Source organism: Parasedimentitalea huanghaiensis (assembly GCF_009753675.1).
Taxonomy (GTDB): Bacteria; Pseudomonadota; Alphaproteobacteria; order Rhodobacterales; family Rhodobacteraceae; genus Parasedimentitalea; species Parasedimentitalea huanghaiensis.
Genome location: NZ_WQLV01000002.1, coordinates 67,356 through 84,336 on the forward strand (window position 1 = coordinate 67,356; position 16,981 = coordinate 84,336).

Consider the following 16,981-nt stretch of genomic DNA (forward strand, 5'->3'; position numbering starts at 1 on the left):
TATCTGGTTTGTCCTTGCCTGCAACCTGCCCCGCCAGACATATGCTTTCAAATAATATGTTTTAACTATACCCTTAATCTCATGTTATACCTCACCCTACGCCACTATGAATATGTTGCAGGTGTTGCCCAGCACGGTGGGCTGACAGCTGCAGCTGAGGCCCTGCACGTCAGCCAGCCTGCTCTGTCGACTGCGCTGGCTCGAATCGAAGAGCACTTGGGACACTCCTTGTTTCTACGCCGTCGCGGTGCCGCCCTGATATTGACCCCACAGGGGCGTGACTTTGCGGCCCGAGCACAAACTCTGCTTGATCAGGCGGCATTACTGGAAAACCCGACGTTGCCCCTCAAAAGCGCGCAGCCTCTTTGTTTTGGCTGCTTCTCCGACCTCGCGCCCTTTTTACTAGCTCCAGCTCTCAGAACCCTACGTGCGGCCCTTCCCGGACACCGCATCGATTTTCGGGCTGATCCCTTCGATCCGCTGATCTCGGCATTGGGCAAAAGCGAAATAGATCTGGCTATCAGCTACGACCTTGGCCTGGATGCCAGCTTCAACCGCACTGAACTCTGCCGTCTCACACCAAATGCATTGGCGACCCCCGACCACCCTGTTTCGGTGCAAGCCTCTGTTACACTGGCTGAACTGGCCCAGTTTCCGCTGACACTGTCACATGAAGGGCTGTCCGTGCAGCACATGTTATCCTTGTTTAAGGCACAGGGTCTGATGCCAAAAATCGCCCATCGCGCAGCATCGCTAGAATTGCTCAGAAGCCTTGCTGCCAACGGCGAGGGCATTGGGATTAGCTACAGCTTGCCACCCGGGTCACTCAGCTATGACGGCAAACCGCTCAAGGCGATCCCCATCTCCGACCCAGAAGCGCGTGAACCCATCGTTCTGATCAGTCATGGTCAGATGCCAAAAGACAGCCCACTTGGCGTCGCTTTGTCTGCATTGTCCAAAGAGTTGCCAAAATACCTGGCGTCCCGTTAGCTTTGCGTCAAACCCTGCGCAGGCGGATCACCACATCAACCGAGGCAATCTCAACCCCGTCTGGGGCCTTGGGCAATCGCTGTATCACCAGTTGATCCGCCGGAGCATCCGATAGCCGCCCTTCGTCTTCCCAGAAGAAATGAGGGTGATCATGGGTGTTGGTGTCAAAATAGCTCTTAGAGCCATCAACGGTAATTTCCTGCAACACCCCTGCCTCACAAAATGCGCGCAGCGTATTGTAGACGGTTGCAAGGGAAACCGCAGCGCCCTCGGTCTGCGCTGAGTCAAACAGGCTTTCGGCGGTGACATGGCGGTGATTGCCATCGCCGACCAGTAGCTCTGCCAACGCAACCCGTTGCCGAGTCGGCCTTAGGTTGGCTGTTTCCAGCCAGTTGGTTGCGATTTTCACGCTATTTGGCGTCATCAGCAGATCCTGCATCGTGTTGCTGCCTGCATATATAGGGGAAAGTCACCCCCAATTTCAAATGAAATTCATTCGCAACTACGCTGAACCACTTGCCTCACGCACTCGACCTGCACTTGCAGGACCCTTTCGCAGGGTGCTACATGGACTTAACACCATTTGATATATCAGGCAGGAGATGCGCCAGTATGGCCGATTACCCCAGCAGCTTTGACAAAGACGACTTGCTGAAATGTGCCCGTGGCGAGCTATTCGGCCCCGGCAATGCGCAGCTCCCTGCCCCGCCGATGCTGATGATGGACCGTATCACCGAAGTCAGCGGTGATGGCGGCGCCCACGGCAAGGGCCACATTGTGGCCGAGTTCGACATCAACCCCGAGCTGTGGTTTTTTGACTGCCACTTCCCCGGCAACCCAATCATGCCCGGCTGTCTGGGCCTTGATGGTTTGTGGCAGTTGACCGGCTTCAACCTCGGCTGGCGCGGCTGGCAGGGTCGCGGCTATGCGCTGGGTGTGGGCGAGGTCAAACTGACCGGCATGGTCCGCCCCGAGCGCAAAATGCTGACCTACAAAATCGACTTCACCAAAGCGATCCAAACCCGCCGCCTGACCATGGGGGTCGCCGATGGCATCGTCGAAGCCGACGGCGAAGTGATCTACGACGTCAAAGGCATGAAAGTCGCGCTCAGCGAGAGCTGATTGCGTCGACATATGGAGAAATTTGATAGAGAGGCTCTATCGGCCTCTTTATTGAACCTCATTTCATTCGAAAACCCCGTTTGATTTGCCTGAAAGAGATCTTTTCTATCGTTGCCCAGAACGGATATACCTTAAAAAACTTCCTGCAAATGTCGACTTTGTTTAGCTGCCGTCTTTCACGTATTCCAACAACTTCAACGGAGAGAGTTATGCACCTATTTAAGACAGCCAGCGCGGCAGCCAGTTTCGCCTTATCGGTTTTTGTTGTTACTCCCTTGGTCTCTCAAGAATTACCGTCCATCTATCCAGGCGTCACGACGCTAGGTGAGCGCACTATCCCCGCACCAGTCGGCCTATCACCTGAGATGCTCGAAGTTGTAAAGGAACGGCAAATTCCACCGTTCATCCCAGCCCCAAATAACACCGATGATTGGCTGGAATTTCAAGCTATGTTCGACAAGGCGGGTGTAGAGCTTGGCCTTGCAGCCGTCGCCCACAACGAGGCGACTTACGAAGTAAAAGACATTGCTGGAGTGCGCACATACGTAGTCACACCAAAAAAAGTCAATGACCGCTGGGGGGATCGTGTTTTCGTCCACATCCACGGAGGAGCCTGGGTATTCGGTGGTGGCGACAGCGCCCTTCGCGAAGCGGTATGGGCTGCAAGCGGGCTTGGTGTGAAAGTGATTTCTGTCGACTACCGTCGACCACCGCTCCATCCTTTTCCAGCCGCAATCGAAGACTCTGTAGCTGTTTGGCAAGAGATCCTCAAAACTCAGGACAACTCGCAAACAGCTCTGATAGGCACATCTGCCGGAGGCAACATTTCACTCGGCACGGTGCTCCGTCTAAAGGAACTTGGGCTACCACTTCCGGGCGCCATATTTGCAGGCACACCGTCGACGGACCTTCAGAACATCAGTGATACCTGGCGCACATTAGAGGGGTTAGATCCGCTTGGCGCGAGGAAAGAAGGAGGCGTCATTCAAGGAGCTATAGATCTCTATGTTGGCACCTCGGATCCCTCAAACCCGCTCCTATCGCCTATCAATGGCAATCTGAACGGGTTTCCACCAACTATACTCATATCAGGTACACGGGATATTCTACTAAGCGATACGGTCCGAATGCACCGAGCCTTAAGAGGAGCTGGAGTAACCGCAGATCTCCATGTATATGATGGTCAAGCACACGCTGACTATATGCAAAACCTCCTCCGCCCCGTGCCGGAAGCTACAGATGCTCAGCGCGAATTGTACGAATTTTTTGATAGGCACTTGAAGTAAACGAAGTTGCAACTCGATTATCACGGAACATCCGATTGCCAGCACGGCCGCTAATCGGCCTGCGGGCTCGTTCAGTGCCTCACCCACCTCGCACCAGGCCTTTGCAGAACCTTGTAAGACACAAGCAAACAAGGGAGTGCACGTCTGCGTCCCATCGTCATCACTCGACTAGGATTGTCTTCTATACCGGAGGTTAAGCCGGAAATGTCACCTGCGATGTCAAAGGCATGCAAATCACGCCCTGCGAGACTTAAAGCGAACCAATTTCGTTGAATGGGAAGAGGCCTAGAGCCTTTTCCCTTTTAAAATTTCGTTTGCTCGAGCGGCTTCTACAAGCCCAATACGGACTGAATTCAAAATTGCAGAAAGCAATTTCTAGGCTCCTCTGCTTGTGATGAGCCGTATTTTTAGTTGCGTTCTGCTTCCACCCCAACTTTCCTGACTAAGACCGCAAGCGGGAGAAGCCAGACATGACGAACCGAAAGCTCTACCTCGGGCCTCTAACCGACAACAGACGTTGGGATAAGGTCGACATCCGCGCCGATGATGTATTCGTCGTGCCCCCCCCCGAAATGCGGAACCACCTGGATGCAAACCATCGTGTCTCTGCTTTTTTCCGGTGATCCTGAGGTCGAAACAGAGTTGTCTGTCAAAATGCCATGGGTCGACATCCGTATCCGCGAGATGTCCGAAGTCGCGGAGAGGCTCGAAGCCATGCAGCATCGACGCAGCATGAAAAGTCACACACCGATGGACGGGCTGCCGTTCGACGATCAGGCGCAATACATCTGCGTGTTTCGCCACCCTCTTGACGCGCATTTCTCGTATCGCAAACATGTACACAACATTTCGATGACATGGTTCGACACATGGTTTCCCGAGGATGATGCCGAAGGCATCACAATCCGCCGCTTTCTGGACGGTGGCGCAGAGGGCTTCGATGGAGATGCGATGCCGCTCGCGAATATCCTTCAGCATTACAAAGCCGTCTCGGCCCTTGCTGAGCGGCCCAACGTGTCACTTTTTCACTACGCGGATATGACCACAGATTTAGCAGGCACGTTCACCAGAACGTGTCAGATTTGCTGGGCATTTCCCACACCGAAACAGACATGGAGCAACTTATTCAGGCCGCAACGTTCAACAACATGAAGGGCAAAGCCGAACGTTTTGCTCCATCCGGTGGCAAGGGGTTCGTCAAGTCGGACGCTGAGTTTTTTCACAGCGGCACCAGCGGCAAATGGCATGGCAAACTGACGAATGATGAATTGGCCGCTTACGACGCAATAATGGATGAATACTTGTCTCCAGAGGACCGCAAATGGTTGGAGTATGGCTCGGAGGGCGCCGCCTAAGGGTAACGCCCCAACTCACCACGCAAGTCTGGTTTGTCCCCGCTGCATCTTGTCACCAATAGCTGGGCCAGAACACTTGTACAAACCAGGTTCGAAGGGCCAATCTAAAATTGCGCATTGTTCCCACTCTGTTTTGTCTATGCTGCAATCAAAGTGAAGGTCAAACGACCCTATCAGCCGACATTTGCCCCAACTTTCAAACAACACATAAAGCCAACGCCACTGCAACCTATCTTGCACCTCACCTCTGCAGTGCATAGTAAGACATAAGCAAACAAGGGAGTGCACGTATGCGTCGTGTCGTCGTCACCGGACTGGGAATTGTCTCCTCTATCGGGAATAACGCCGCCGAGGTTCTGGCCTCGCTCAAGGCAGGTAAATCTGGCATCGAAGCCAGCCCTTCAATGACCGAACACGGCTTTCGCAGCCAGGTGGCCGGTACGCTGAAAATCGACACCAAGGAACTGGTGGACAAACGCACCCTGCGGTTCATGGGCGACGGCGCGGCCTATGCCCATATCGCCATGAGCCAGGCGATTGCCGATGCAGGCCTGAATGACGACCAAGTGGTCAACACCCGTACGGGTCTGGTGGCCGGTTCCGGCGGCCCGTCAACCAGCGCCATGCTGACGGCCCACCAGGTTGTTGCCAAAACCGGCGCCACCAAACGCATTGGGCCTTTTGCGGTGCCAAAATGCATGAGCTCGACCATCTCTGCCAACTTGGCAACAGCGTTCAAGATCAAGGGTATCAACTACTCGATCACCTCGGCCTGTTCGACCTCACTACATTGCATCGGCAATGCGGCCGAGCAGATCATGATGGGCAAGCAGGACGTGATGTTTGCTGGTGGTGGTGAAGAGCTGGACTGGACCCTGTCCTGTCTATTCGACGCCATGGGCGCGATGTCATCCAAGAAGAACGATGACCCAACAGCCGCCAGCCGCGCCTTTGACGCCAACCGCGATGGTTTTGTCATCTCGGGCGGTGGCGGCATTGTGGTTCTGGAAGATCTGGAGCACGCCGTTGCGCGCGGTGCGAAAATCTATGCCGAGGTCACCGGCTTTGCCGCAACATCCGACGGCCACGATATGGTTGCCCCATCTGGCGAAGGTGGCGAACGCGCCATGCGTCTGGCACTTGAAACCCTGCCAGAAGGTCGTTCGGTATCCTATATCAACGCCCACGGCACCTCGACCCCAGTCGGCGATGTCGGAGAAGTCGAAGCGGTGCGCCGCGTCTTTGGCGAAGGCTCCACACCGCCGATCTCGTCTACCAAGTCGATGACCGGCCACGCACAGGGCGCTGCTGGCGCATTGGAAGCCATCTTCTGCCTGTTGATGCTGGACAATGATTTTATCACGCCATCAATCAACGTCGACGAGCTGGATCCGGCGATCAACGAAGGTGAGATCGCAACGGCCTATGTAGAAAACGCCGGTCTGGACAGCGTCATGACCAACAGCTTTGGTTTTGGCGGTACCAACGGATCGATGATCCTAAGCAAGTACAAAGGGTAATCGGATATGTCTGGACCACTACAGGGCAAGCGCGGCCTGATCATGGGCGTCGCCAACGAGCGTTCTATCGCCTGGGGCATCGCCAAAGCTATGGCCGAAGCCGGTGCCGAACTGGCCTTCACCTATCAGGGTGAGGCCTTTGGCAAACGCCTGCAGCCACTGGCTGAAAGCGTCGGCAGCGACTTCATGGTCGACGTCGATGTCACCGATGACGCCTCGCTGGATACTGCATTTGAGCAACTTGGCAGCCGCTGGCCCACCATCGACTTTGTCGTCCACGCGATTGCATATTCTGACAAGAACGAGCTGACTGGTCGTTTCCTCAACACCAGCCGCGCCAACTTCAAGAACTCGCTGGATATCTCTGCTTATTCCTTCATCGAGGTTGCCCGTCGGGCGCATCCGCTGATGGTTGATAATGGCGGCACGCTGCTGACCCTGACGTATCAGGGCTCAAACCGGGTCTGCCCCAGCTACAACGTGATGGGCGTGGCCAAAGCGGCGCTGGAATCCGCCACCCGTTATCTGGCCAACGACCTCGGTCCCGAAGGCATTCGCGTCAATGCGATTTCGCCCGGCCCGATGAAAACTCTGGCTGGCGCCGCGATTGGTGGTGCGCGCAAAACCTACAAGCACACTGATCAGAACGCACCAATGCGGTCAAACGCAACGCTTGAAGCTGTAGGCGGCACCGCTGTCTATCTGGCGTCTGATGCTGGTGCTTGTACCACAGGCGAGATCATCCGCGTTGACGGTGGGTTCCATGTGCTGGGTATGCCGCAGCCCGATCACCTGTAAACAACCGACCTCAGACATTACATCAGGGCACCCTATGGGTGCCCTTTTCATTTGATTAACCCGCCATCGCAATCTGCATTTCAGCTGCCAAATCCGCAACCAAATCCGCGGCTGGCATGCTGCGCGAGCGCGGCGCCCCCATCCCAGCCCACTGCGCGCCAAACCCGGTTGAACCCGCCGCCTTTGCGGCCGCATTCAGTGCTTTACCTGCGTCATAGGCAATCGGATAGTCTGGCACTTGGACATCGCCATTTTGTGCCGCCCAAACTGTGAAATCATTTGCCAAACAGCGCGCGGCACGCCCAGAGATCTGCGCCAGCATCATGGTGTCCTTAGCCGCATCCGAATGTAGGGCAGTGCGATAGCCGGCATCAGCCAGACTCTCTGGACAGTCAATAAACGCCGTGCCCAACTGCGCCGACGACGCCCCGACTGATAAAGCCGCCGCGATATCGGCCCCATCCATCAACCCACCAGCCGCAATCACTGGAATATCCAAAGCCGCCACCAGCGTTTGCGTCAACTCCAGTGCCGGCAGCCGTTCATCCGCGCCTTCAGGATCAAACACACCACGATGACCACCGGCCTCCCAGCCTTGCGCCACCACGCAATCTATGCCCGCGGCCTGAACCTGCCGTCCCTCAGCCAAGGAGGTGGCACTGGCCAACAATATCACACCTGCGTTGTGAAGCGCCGAAATGACCGCAGCAGGTGGCAATCCAAAGTGAAAGCTCACCACTGATGGACGTTCTTGCACCAACATATCCTGCATATCAGTGTCTGCGCTGAAGCTTTTATAGATTTCATGCAGTTCAACTGGTGGAGCAGCAGAAAAGCGTTCAAACAGAGGTGTCAATTTTGCTAGCCACGCGCCCTCGACTTCTGCATCAGCCTGGGCCGGCGGATGACAAAACACATTGACGTGGAATGGCTTATCTGTGGCCGCGCGGATTTCGTGGATCATTGCGCGGGCTTGATCGACACTGGCGGCGCCAATGCCTACGGCGCCCAATCCACCAGCATTGCTGACTGCGACAGCCATCGCCGGAGTGCTCACCCCAGCCATCGGGGCCTGAAAGATCGGCCAGCGCAGGCCGATCTTCTTGGTCAATTCATTATGCACCGCGCCCATTCCACGTCTCCCTGCCTGTTAGCGGCAAACAAAACCCGGATTAAACGATGGTGCAACCCCGTGAGATCAGTTGATCGAGACCAGTTCGATTTCAAATGTCAGGTCTTTACCCGCCAGCGGGTGGTTGGCGTCCAGCGTAACAGTCGCCTCATCAACTTCCACCACTGTCACCGGCAGTGCATGTCCGTCAGGCGACTGCATCTGCAACTGAGTTCCAATTTCCAATGGGATATCGTCCGGAATTCCTTCACGTGGGATGGCCTGACGAGCGTCCGGGTTCAACGGACCATAGGCTTTGGCGCAGGGGATCTGGATCGTTTTCTTACTACCGGCAACCATGCCCGGCATTTCTGCATCCATACCTTCGATGACCATGCCGCTGCCAACTGTGAATTCCAGCGGATCGCGACCTTCAGAGCTGTCGAAAACACTGCCATCCAGCAGGGTTCCGGTGTAGTGGATGCGCACGGTGTCGCCGGTTTTGACCTCGGTCATAGGGGGTCCAATCTGTCTGGAACTTCAAAGCGCGCTAACCTAATCCCTGACCGCGAAATGTAAAGTCCAAGCACAGCGGTTCAGGTCTTTGTGTGGCATACAATATCCTGCTTCCCCCCTGCACAGGCCTGTGTCACTGTTCCCGCAAGGGAGAACGACATGCCAATCACAACCTGTATTTTTGATGCCTATGGCACCTTGTTTGATGTCTCAGCCGCCGCCCGACAGGCCGCGGCAGAGCCGGACTTCCCGCAACTGCGCGACAGCTGGATTGAATTGGCCAACCATTGGCGGCTGAAGCAACTGCAATACACTTGGCTGCGTGCAATCACTGGCGCCCATGCCGATTTTTGGGAGGTCACCCAAAACGGGTTGGACTGGGCGCTCGAGGCCATCGGGTTGGATGGTGACGACAAGCTGCGACAACGGCTGCTGGATCTTTATTGGCAGTTGCAAGCCTATCCCGAGGTCCCTGCAATGCTAAAGGCTCTGAAAGAGGCCGGGCTAAACACCGCGATCCTCTCCAATGGGTCTCCAGCCATGTTGGACGGTGCTGTGCAATCCGCCGACATCGGCAATGTGCTGGACGATGTGCTGTCGGTTCAAAGCGTCGGCATCTTCAAACCTGATGCACGGGTCTACGATCTGGTCGGCGCTCGTTTTGGCTGTGCCAAGGACGAAGTGTTATTTGTCTCTTCTAACGGTTGGGATGCCGCAGCGGCCACTGGCTATGGGTTCATCACCGCCTGGGCCAATCGCGCAAGCGAACCCGTCGACAGGCTCCCCTGGACACCCCGGTATATTCTGTCCGACCTCACGACAATTCCGGAACTGGCCGCTGGCTAGATAGCCTGAACAAGAACTCCAAGATACTATCCAAGAAAGTCTGCCCCATGACATCCATTGCCATGATCGAAGCCGCCGCACAGCGACTAAAGGGCCACGCCCGGAAAACACCGCTGTTGTCCTCCCCCTTTCTGGATGACATCGCCGGACGTCGCGTTCTGGTAAAACCGGAATGCCTGCAGCATACCGGATCGTTCAAGTTTCGCGGTGCCTGGTCTGCCCTGTCGGCGCTGGACGAGGTCGCGCGCAAGAAAGGCGTCATCGCCTATTCCAGCGGCAACCACGCACAGGGTATTGCCCATGCCGCCAGCCTGCATGGCGCACCTTCCGTGATTGTAATGCCTGCCGATGCGCCAAAGCTGAAAATCGACAACACCCGCGCCTTGGGTGCTGAGGTCGTGCTGTATGATCGCGCCAGTGAAGATCGCGATGCCATCGGTCAAAGTCTTGCGAACGAACGGGACCTGACGCTGATTAAGCCGTTTGACGAACCACTGGTGATCGCCGGTCAGGGCACCGTTGGACTAGAAATTGCCAGCCAAGCGGCCGAACAGGGCGTCACCGAAGGCGAGGTTCTGGTCAATTGCGGCGGCGGCGGTCTGACCTCGGGCATAGCGCTGGCGCTGGAATCCCACGCGCCACAGATGCAGGTCCGTCCTTGTGAACCACAGGGCTTTGATGACGTCACGCGCTCGCTGGCATCAGGTCAAATTGAGCGCAACACGCAGACCGCCGGTTCGATCTGTGACGCCATTCTGACACCCGAACCAGGGCAAATCACCTTTCCCATCCTAAAGCGGCTCTGCGGCCCCGGTCTGGTTGTGAGCGAAGACGAAGCCCTGCACGCCACTGCGCTGGCATTTTCGCGGTTAAAGATCGTACTGGAACCCGGCGGTGCCATCTCCCTGGCCGCAGCCCTGTTTCACGGTGACAAACTGAACAGCGAAACGGTGATGGTGGTTGCCACGGGCGGCAATGTGGACCCCGCAATGTTCACCGAGGCGCTTCAACGTTTCAACTGACGCATCTTGCCTGTGGCTTCGCCCTTTACCCCCCAGCGCCTCCCCGGTTACATGTGCGCCAAACAATACAAAGAGGCAAACCATGCACATCGCAGATCTGGGAGATGTTCAGCTACACTATCGGGTTGACGGCGATCCGGATGGCGCGCCGGTTGTCTTTGCCAACTCGCTGGGGACCGATCTGAGGTTGTGGGATGCAGTGCTGCCATTGCTGCCAGCCGGGGTGAAGCTGATCCGCTATGACCTGCGTGGCCACGGGCTTTCCTCGGTGCCATCCGCGCCCTATTCCATGGGCACGCTGATCCGGGATGCCGAGCAACTGCTGGATTTTCTGGACATCCGGGACTGTATGTTTGTCGGGCTATCCATTGGCGGCATGATCGCACAGGGCCTGGCCGTGAAACGGCTGGACCAAATCCGCGCGCTGGTTTTGTCGAACACCGCAGCAAAAATTGGCACCGCCGATATGTGGAAGCAGCGTGTCCAGGCGGTGAACCAAAACGGTATCGAACCGCTGGCCGATGCGATCATGGACCGTTGGTTTGCTCGTGGATTTCGCGCCTCTCCGGACATCACCCTGTGGCGCAATATGTTGGTTCAACAATCCGCCGCTGGTTACGCGGGCTGTTGTTCAGCCATTGCCGGCACTGATTTTTACACCCCAACCAGCGGTTTGCGTCTGCCCACACTGGGTATCGCTGGATCTGAGGATGGCGCCACACCACCCGATCTGGTGCGCGAAACAATTGACCTGATCCCCGGCTCCTCGTTCTCTCTGATCCGCAAGGCAGGCCACCTGCCCTGCGTTGAACAGCCTGCTGAATACGCAGCCCTCTTGTCCAGGTTTCTTGATGACACCGGCCACATTGCAAAGGACACCTAATGGCAGCCTCCGTTTTTGACAGCCAGCTTTATGGCGACCTTTTCACCAGCGGCGACGCTGGCAGGCTATTCACCGATAGCGCCGAGGTCCGCGCCATATTGCTGGTGGAAGGGGCCTTGGCCAAGGTTCAAGGGGCCGCCGGGGTGATCCCCGCAGACAGCGCCGCTGCCATTTCGCGCGCCGTGATGGAGGTACAGGTAGATCCTTCCAGCCTGCGCAAACCCACTGGCCAGAATGGCGTGCCAGTGCCGGGTTTGGTCTCGGCATTTCGTGCAGAGATGAATGCTCCCGAACACGCGCAATATGTCCACTGGGGGGCCACATCACAGGACATCATGGACACGGGCCTGATGTTACGTCTGCGTCAGGCGCTGATGCTGATCGAGGCCGACCTTCTGTCCACAACCCAGTCGTTGGCTAAGCTGGCCGACGCACACGCAGATCTGCCGATGCCTGCCCGTACCTACGGTCAACATGCGACACCCACCAGTTTTGGCGCGGTTGCCGCAAGTTGGGGTGCGCCTTTGCTGGCGTTGTTGCAAGAACTTCCCAGCCTGCGCGACACCTGCCTGCTGGTTTCATTGTCCGGCGCAGCGGGTACAGCCGCGGCTTTGGGCATGCAATCCGCAGATCTGCGCGCAGAGCTTGCCAAGGCCCTATCACTGGGGGATCCGGGCCGCAGTTGGCACACTGACCGCAGCCCGATTCTGCGCATTGCGGACTGGATGCTGCGCGTAAATCTGGCGCTTGGCAAAATTGGTGAAGATTGCACCGCTCTGGTTCAGACCGGCATTGGAGAACTCGTTTTGAGTGGGTCCGGTTCCTCTTCGACCATGCCGCAAAAACAAAACCCGGTAGCGCCTTCCGTTCTGATTGCCTTGGCCAGGCAAAACACGGCTTTGATGTCTGTGCTGCACTCTGCCTCCATGCACCAACACCAACGCGATGGCGCCGCATGGTTCAGCGAATGGCTGTGCCTACCGCAGATTGTTCTTGCATCAGCAAGCGCAGCACGGGTCAGCCGCGAGCTGTCTGCCGGTATCACGCCCAACCCTGCCGCCATGCACTCTGCACTAAACGCCGGGTTCGACATGATCCACGCCGAAGCCCTTAGTTTTGCGTTGACCGAAACCCTGCCACGCCCCGAGGCGCAGGCCATCACCAAAACGCTGTGCAAAGAGGCCGCAGCTACGGGTACACCCCTACGCACACTGGTAAAACGCGACTATCCACAACTGGATTCCGCCGCTCTCTTTGATGCCGACCAACAACTGGGACAGGCCCCAACCGAAGCCCGGTGTTTTGCCACCGACGTTGCGGCATCTCTGGCAGATCCCACCTCCTGACACCTTCCCCCTGCTGCAGGCCGCCGCTACGGTCACGTCCAATCTAACCAGAGAATGACTAACGATGCGCCTGCCCTTTCTGTTTATCCTGACCACCGTGATGATCGATGCCATGGGCGTTGGTCTGATCATGCCCATCATGCCTGGCCTGATTGTTGAGGTGCAGGGCGGCAGCCTGGCCGATGCAGCCCTATGGGGAGGTATTCTGGCCACCTCTTTTGCGGTGATGCAATTCCTGTTCAGCCCAATCCTTGGCAACCTGTCTGATGCCTACGGCCGTCGGCCGGTGCTGCTCTTGTCCCTGTTTGTCATGGTGCTGGACTATGTGCTGATGGCGCTGGCCCATACCATGTGGCTGTTGCTTTTGGGGCGTCTGATCGGTGGCATCACTGCGGCGACCCATGCCACGGCCGGGGCCTATATGGCCGATGTTTCTGATTCCAAAGAAAAAGCCGCCAACTTTGGCATGTTGGGTGCCGCGTTTGGTGTTGGCTTTGTGCTGGGTCCTCTGGTTGGCGGTCTATTGGGCGAATTGGGCACCCGCGCGCCCTTCTATGCCGCCGCCATATTGGCTGCCATGAACTTCACCCTTGGCTGGTTTGTGATGAATGAAACCGTCACCGACAAAACCCGACGCGCCTTCGACTGGCGTCGTGCTCATCCTTTTGGTGCGTTCCGCTCCATGGCGCGTATCCCCGGCATCCAACGGCTGCTTTGGGTCTATTTCCTGTATTCCGTTTCGATCTATGTCTATCCGGCCATCTGGTCCTATTTCACCGAAGAACGGTTTAACTGGTCGCCACAGATGATCGGAGTGTCATTGGCCATTTTTGGCTCGATGATGGCCTTTGTGCAGGGCGGGTTGCTGCGCCATGTGATCCGCCGCTTCGGCGAACGCAATGTCGTCATTTACGGTCAGATCTTTGATTTTGTCGGTTTCAGTTTTCTGGCCTTCATTACCAGTGGCGTACTGGCGCTGATCCTGACCCCAATCACCGCAATGGGTGCCGTGGTGACACCGGCTTTACAGGCGATCATGTCGAAAATGGTCGACGACAATCAACAGGGCGAATTACAAGGCGTCATGACCGCCGTCAACGCGCTGGCGATGATAATTTCCCCAATGATGATGGCCTCCGTCTTTGCTCAGTTCAGTCGCGAAGGTGCTCCCATCTATCTCCCCGGTGCGCCGTTTCTTGTTGCATTGGGATTGATGGGAATTGGGTTGTTTATTTTTCTGCGCACCAAAACCTCCGTGGCGTCATAACGACCTGTTCTTGACGTTTTCTGTCTTGCGGCATCCGCGGTTGCGGGTCACCGTATTGGCAACAAACGGGAGAATTTCATGCAAACCATCAAGGCCGCAGTCTGCCGCGAATTCGGTGCACCATTGGTGGTCGAGGAGGTGCAGCTGGCGGCACCTGACATGGGAGAAGTCGAGGTTACGCTGGATGCGGTTGCGATCTGCCACAGCGATATTTCCTATGCCGAAGGGGCATGGGGGGGGCAGTTGCCCGCAGTTTATGGACATGAGGCCGCCGGGGTCATCAGCGCTGTTGGATCTGGTGTGTCGGATTTTTCTGCCGGTGATCCAGTTGTGGTCACCCTGATCCGCTCCTGCGGCACTTGCCCCAGCTGTGCGGGCGGCAAGCCAACAATCTGCGAAACATCATACAACGGCGATGGTCCTTTGCGGACCTCCGACGGTAAACCGCTGGAGCAGGCCATGGCCTGTGGAGCCTTCGCCGAAAAGGTCGTGGTGGACCAACGGCAGATTGTGAAAATCCCGCACAATCTGGGCAAAGACGTCGCCTCACTGATTTCGTGCGGAGTAATCACGGGGGTTGGTGCTGTGGTCAATGCTGCCCAGCTGCGCCCAGGTCAGGATGTCGTGGTGATCGGCGCTGGCGGTGTGGGACTCAATGCCATTCAAGGGGCCCGCATCGCAGGGGCGCGCCGCATTGTTGCGGTAGACATGAGCGAAGAAAAGCTAGCGATTGCCAAGGAATTCGGTGCGACCCATGGCGTTCTGGCCACCCAGGACCAACCCTGGCGCGCGTCCTACAAGGCGCTTGGCGGGCGCGGCGCCGATGCGGTGCTAATCACCGTTGGCGCGATTCCGGCCTACGAGCAGGCGCCGCGCTATCTTGCTCGTGGCGGCAAGGCCATCATGATTGGCATGCCGCATTCCGGCGCCAAGGCAAGCTATGAACCTGTGATGCTGGCTGCCGTGGGTCAGGGATTGATTGGTTCCAAAATGGGGGATGTGGTTATCCAACGGGACATTCCCTGGATGATCGACTTGTATCAGCAGGGTCGGCTTAAACTGGATGAATTGATTTCCGGTCGTTGGTCACTGGAACAAATCAACGAAGCGATTGCGGATACCAAAACGGGCAGCGCCAAGCGCAATGTCATCCTGTTCAATCGCTGAACCTGCTTCCATTGTAGGGTGTGTGCTTGCACGCACCTTTTCCAGCAGTGGTGCGTGCAAGCACACACCCTACGCAAAACGAGAGTTCAGCCCATGAAACTGCAAGATCTCGATGTCATCATCACCGCGCCACCAGCTCCGGGTTGGGGGGGGCGGTATTGGATATTGGTCAAACTCACCACTGATACCGGCGTCACCGGCTGGGGCGAGTGTTACGCCGCCTCGGTTGGGCCAGAGGCCATGACCCATGTCATCCGGGACGTTTTTGAACGCCACATGGCAGACGAGAACCCTGAAAACATCGAGTTGATGTTTCGCCGGACCTATTCATCGGGATTTACCCAGCGTCCAGACCTGACGGTGATGGGGGCCTTTTCCGGGTTGGAAATCGCTTGCTGGGATATATTGGGCAAGGATCGGGATCGTCCCGTGCATGCCCTGATTGGCGGCCGGATGAATGACCGCATCCGCGCCTATACCTATCTCTACCCGCTCCCCCACCACAGCATGTCAGAGTTCTGGGCCTCACCCGAGATGGCCGCAGAGAGCGCAGCCAGACTAGTTGAGCAGGGATACACAGCGGTAAAATTTGATCCGGCCGGTCCTTATACTATGCGCGGCGGCCATATGCCTGCGATGAGAGATATCTCGACGTCCGCCGCCTTTTGCAAAGCCATCCGCGAGGCGGTCGGGGACAGCGCCGATCTGTTGTTTGGCACCCATGGCCAGTTCACCACCGCTGGTGCCATCCGGCTGGCACAGGCCATCGAACCCTACGCCCCCTTGTGGTTCGAAGAACCTGTCCCGCCAGACAATGTCAACGAAATGACGAAAGTTGCGAGTGCAACAAAGATCCCGATTGCAACCGGCGAAAGGCTGACAACAAAAGCCGAGTTTGCACCGGTTCTCCGGTCGGGTGCCGCCAGCATCCTGCAACCGGCCTTGGGCCGTTCTGGGGGCATCTGGGAAACCAAGAAAATCGCCACCCTGGCCGAAGTCTACAACGCCCAGATCGCCCCTCATCTTTATGCGGGCCCCATCGAGTGGGCGGCCAACATCCAGCTGGCGGCCTCGATCCCCAACATCCTGATGGCGGAAAGCATCGAAACGCCCTTTCATAGCGACCTGATCAAAGGCACGATCCAAGTCGAAGAAGGCTTCATTTCTCTGCCCACTGCGGCGGGACTGGGAATTGAGGTAGACGAAGCATTGGCCCGCGCCCACCCCTTCACTGGCGCGGATCTTCATCTCAATATGCAGGAGACCCCCTGCAGCTATGTTGGACCAAACAGTTTCGCTGGAGGCGCTCCGCCATTGGATGAATAGGGAAATGACAAGGGGGTGACTTCCCTATTCCGGTTGAGGCACTATATAGCGAGCAACCTCAGCAGGACTAAAGTGACGTGACCTCCCAGACTCCCGAACAGATTGCAGCGGATCCGCCAACAGACATGTCCCAAAGCGCGGCTCAAGCGGCCGCCTTTCTCAAGACTCTGGCACACGAAGGGCGATTGATGATCCTGTGCCACCTGAGCGCAGGTGAGAAATCTGTTGGAGAGCTGGAGGCCCTGCTGGATATCCGTCAGGCCGCTGTCAGCCAGATGTTGGCCCGATTGCGCGACGATGGGCTGGTCGCCACCCGGCGCGATGGCAAAACCATCTATTACTCGCTGACTGACGGTAACACCGAACAGGTGATCAATCTGCTGTATGGCCTGTTCTGCGGCGCTGAGTAGAGATATAACTAGGCCT

General features: G+C 56.9%; 18 protein-coding genes. 15 read left to right on the plus strand and 3 right to left on the minus strand.

All coding sequences use genetic code 11. The features are described 5' to 3' along the window. The first annotated feature begins 81 nt into the window (after window positions 1-81). Window positions 82-990: a LysR family transcriptional regulator gene (locus tag GO984_RS03950; RefSeq protein WP_157021281.1), complete on the plus strand. Its 909-nt coding sequence runs from the start codon at window positions 82-84 to the stop codon at window positions 988-990. A gap of 7 nt (window positions 991-997) precedes the next feature. Here GO984_RS03950 and irrA read toward each other — a convergent pair whose 3' ends face one another. Next, complete coding sequence (gene irrA / locus GO984_RS03955) at window positions 998-1,414, minus strand: iron response transcriptional regulator IrrA (protein ID WP_157021282.1); 417 nt, start codon at window positions 1,412-1,414, stop codon at window positions 998-1,000. Between the two features lie 188 nt (window positions 1,415-1,602). Here irrA and fabA point away from each other — a divergent pair, with 188 nt between their 5' ends. The 6 genes from fabA to GO984_RS03985 all read left to right on the plus strand — a co-directional run bounded on the left by fabA (window position 1,603) and on the right by GO984_RS03985 (window position 7,071). Beyond that, window positions 1,603-2,112, plus strand: coding sequence for a bifunctional 3-hydroxydecanoyl-ACP dehydratase/trans-2-decenoyl-ACP isomerase (fabA, locus tag GO984_RS03960; RefSeq protein ID WP_157021283.1), 510 nt, complete (start codon window positions 1,603-1,605; stop codon window positions 2,110-2,112). An 80-nt stretch (window positions 2,113-2,192) separates the two neighbouring features. After that, window positions 2,193-3,398, plus strand: a complete 1,206-nt coding sequence (locus GO984_RS03965) for an alpha/beta hydrolase (protein WP_209279377.1) — start codon at window positions 2,193-2,195, stop codon at window positions 3,396-3,398. A gap of 546 nt (window positions 3,399-3,944) precedes the next feature. Beyond that, window positions 3,945-4,550 carry a sulfotransferase domain-containing protein gene (locus GO984_RS03970; protein ID WP_280818098.1) on the plus strand — a complete coding sequence of 202 codons (606 nt, stop codon included), beginning with the start codon at window positions 3,945-3,947 and terminating at the stop codon, window positions 4,548-4,550. Further along, the gene (locus GO984_RS23800; protein WP_157021285.1) at window positions 4,511-4,753 is read left to right on the plus strand and encodes a sulfotransferase domain-containing protein; all 243 of its coding nucleotides are present in this window, start codon (window positions 4,511-4,513) and stop codon (window positions 4,751-4,753) included. The genes GO984_RS03970 and GO984_RS23800 overlap by 40 nt, the downstream gene beginning before the upstream one ends. 290 nt (window positions 4,754-5,043) lie before the next feature. Continuing rightward, on the plus strand, window positions 5,044-6,273 hold the full coding sequence (fabB, locus tag GO984_RS03980; RefSeq protein ID WP_157021286.1) for a beta-ketoacyl-ACP synthase I: 1,230 nt from the start codon (window positions 5,044-5,046) through the stop codon (window positions 6,271-6,273). 6 nt (window positions 6,274-6,279) lie between these two features. Next, window positions 6,280-7,071, plus strand: a complete 792-nt coding sequence (locus tag GO984_RS03985; RefSeq protein ID WP_157021287.1) for an enoyl-ACP reductase FabI — start codon at window positions 6,280-6,282, stop codon at window positions 7,069-7,071. A gap of 55 nt (window positions 7,072-7,126) precedes the next feature. Here the strand turns inward: GO984_RS03985 and GO984_RS03990 are convergent, their stop codons facing one another. Continuing rightward, window positions 7,127-8,203 (minus strand): NAD(P)H-dependent flavin oxidoreductase, encoded by a 1,077-nt coding sequence (locus GO984_RS03990; RefSeq protein WP_157021288.1) that lies wholly within the window; start codon window positions 8,201-8,203, stop codon window positions 7,127-7,129. Window positions 8,204-8,269: 66 nt separating this feature from the next. Beyond that, window positions 8,270-8,698, minus strand: a complete 429-nt coding sequence (locus tag GO984_RS03995; protein WP_157021289.1) for an FKBP-type peptidyl-prolyl cis-trans isomerase — start codon at window positions 8,696-8,698, stop codon at window positions 8,270-8,272. Window positions 8,699-8,857: 159 nt separating this feature from the next. On the opposite strand from GO984_RS03995, the gene GO984_RS04000 reads away from it, so the two are divergent. The 8 genes from GO984_RS04000 to GO984_RS04035 all read left to right on the plus strand — a co-directional run bounded on the left by GO984_RS04000 (window position 8,858) and on the right by GO984_RS04035 (window position 16,965). After that, window positions 8,858-9,544 carry a haloacid dehalogenase type II gene (locus GO984_RS04000; protein WP_157021290.1) on the plus strand — a complete coding sequence of 229 codons (687 nt, stop codon included), beginning with the start codon at window positions 8,858-8,860 and terminating at the stop codon, window positions 9,542-9,544. Between the two features lie 47 nt (window positions 9,545-9,591). Beyond that, on the plus strand, window positions 9,592-10,566 hold the full coding sequence (locus GO984_RS04005) for a threonine ammonia-lyase (RefSeq protein WP_157021291.1): 975 nt from the start codon (window positions 9,592-9,594) through the stop codon (window positions 10,564-10,566). Window positions 10,567-10,648: 82 nt separating this feature from the next. Then, window positions 10,649-11,449, plus strand: a complete 801-nt coding sequence (gene pcaD, locus GO984_RS04010) for a 3-oxoadipate enol-lactonase (RefSeq protein WP_157021292.1) — start codon at window positions 10,649-10,651, stop codon at window positions 11,447-11,449. Then, window positions 11,449-12,795, plus strand: a complete 1,347-nt coding sequence (locus GO984_RS04015; RefSeq protein ID WP_157021293.1) for a lyase family protein — start codon at window positions 11,449-11,451, stop codon at window positions 12,793-12,795. Before pcaD ends, GO984_RS04015 begins: the two co-directional genes overlap by 1 nt. A 64-nt stretch (window positions 12,796-12,859) precedes the next feature. Then, a complete protein-coding gene (locus GO984_RS04020) occupies window positions 12,860-14,062 on the plus strand; it encodes a TCR/Tet family MFS transporter (RefSeq protein ID WP_157021294.1) in 1,203 nt (400 codons plus the stop codon). 78 nt (window positions 14,063-14,140) lie between these two features. After that, window positions 14,141-15,229 carry a Zn-dependent alcohol dehydrogenase gene (locus tag GO984_RS04025; RefSeq protein WP_157021295.1) on the plus strand — a complete coding sequence of 363 codons (1,089 nt, stop codon included), beginning with the start codon at window positions 14,141-14,143 and terminating at the stop codon, window positions 15,227-15,229. A gap of 93 nt (window positions 15,230-15,322) precedes the next feature. Beyond that, window positions 15,323-16,555 (plus strand): mandelate racemase/muconate lactonizing enzyme family protein, encoded by a 1,233-nt coding sequence (locus GO984_RS04030; RefSeq protein WP_157021296.1) that lies wholly within the window; start codon window positions 15,323-15,325, stop codon window positions 16,553-16,555. 125 nt (window positions 16,556-16,680) lie between these two features. Next, window positions 16,681-16,965 carry an ArsR/SmtB family transcription factor gene (locus GO984_RS04035; protein ID WP_157021833.1) on the plus strand — a complete coding sequence of 95 codons (285 nt, stop codon included), beginning with the start codon at window positions 16,681-16,683 and terminating at the stop codon, window positions 16,963-16,965. The last annotated feature ends 16 nt before the right edge of the window (window positions 16,966-16,981 follow it).

What these genes read in the sequence shown, in the direction of transcription:
- GO984_RS04000 (WP_157021290.1), top strand. Translation starts at nt 8,858, where the DNA reads ATGCCAATCACAACCTGTATTTTTGATGCCTATGGCACCTTGTTTGAT.
- fabA (WP_157021283.1), top strand. Translation starts at nt 1,603, where the DNA reads ATGGCCGATTACCCCAGCAGCTTTGACAAAGACGACTTGCTGAAATGT.
- GO984_RS03990 (WP_157021288.1), bottom strand. Translation starts at nt 8,203, where the DNA reads ATGGGCGCGGTGCATAATGAATTGACCAAGAAGATCGGCCTGCGCTGG.
- pcaD (WP_157021292.1), top strand. Translation starts at nt 10,649, where the DNA reads ATGCACATCGCAGATCTGGGAGATGTTCAGCTACACTATCGGGTTGAC.
- GO984_RS03970 (WP_280818098.1), top strand. Translation starts at nt 3,945, where the DNA reads ATGTATTCGTCGTGCCCCCCCCCGAAATGCGGAACCACCTGGATGCAA.
- GO984_RS03985 (WP_157021287.1), top strand. Translation starts at nt 6,280, where the DNA reads ATGTCTGGACCACTACAGGGCAAGCGCGGCCTGATCATGGGCGTCGCC.
- fabB (WP_157021286.1), top strand. Translation starts at nt 5,044, where the DNA reads ATGCGTCGTGTCGTCGTCACCGGACTGGGAATTGTCTCCTCTATCGGG.
- GO984_RS04035 (WP_157021833.1), top strand. Translation starts at nt 16,681, where the DNA reads ATGTCCCAAAGCGCGGCTCAAGCGGCCGCCTTTCTCAAGACTCTGGCA.
- GO984_RS04015 (WP_157021293.1), top strand. Translation starts at nt 11,449, where the DNA reads ATGGCAGCCTCCGTTTTTGACAGCCAGCTTTATGGCGACCTTTTCACC.
- GO984_RS03995 (WP_157021289.1), bottom strand. Translation starts at nt 8,698, where the DNA reads ATGACCGAGGTCAAAACCGGCGACACCGTGCGCATCCACTACACCGGA.
- GO984_RS23800 (WP_157021285.1), top strand. Translation starts at nt 4,511, where the DNA reads ATGGAGCAACTTATTCAGGCCGCAACGTTCAACAACATGAAGGGCAAA.
- GO984_RS03950 (WP_157021281.1), top strand. Translation starts at nt 82, where the DNA reads ATGTTATACCTCACCCTACGCCACTATGAATATGTTGCAGGTGTTGCC.
- irrA (WP_157021282.1), bottom strand. Translation starts at nt 1,414, where the DNA reads ATGACGCCAAATAGCGTGAAAATCGCAACCAACTGGCTGGAAACAGCC.
- GO984_RS04025 (WP_157021295.1), top strand. Translation starts at nt 14,141, where the DNA reads ATGCAAACCATCAAGGCCGCAGTCTGCCGCGAATTCGGTGCACCATTG.
- GO984_RS04030 (WP_157021296.1), top strand. Translation starts at nt 15,323, where the DNA reads ATGAAACTGCAAGATCTCGATGTCATCATCACCGCGCCACCAGCTCCG.
- GO984_RS04020 (WP_157021294.1), top strand. Translation starts at nt 12,860, where the DNA reads ATGCGCCTGCCCTTTCTGTTTATCCTGACCACCGTGATGATCGATGCC.
- GO984_RS04005 (WP_157021291.1), top strand. Translation starts at nt 9,592, where the DNA reads ATGACATCCATTGCCATGATCGAAGCCGCCGCACAGCGACTAAAGGGC.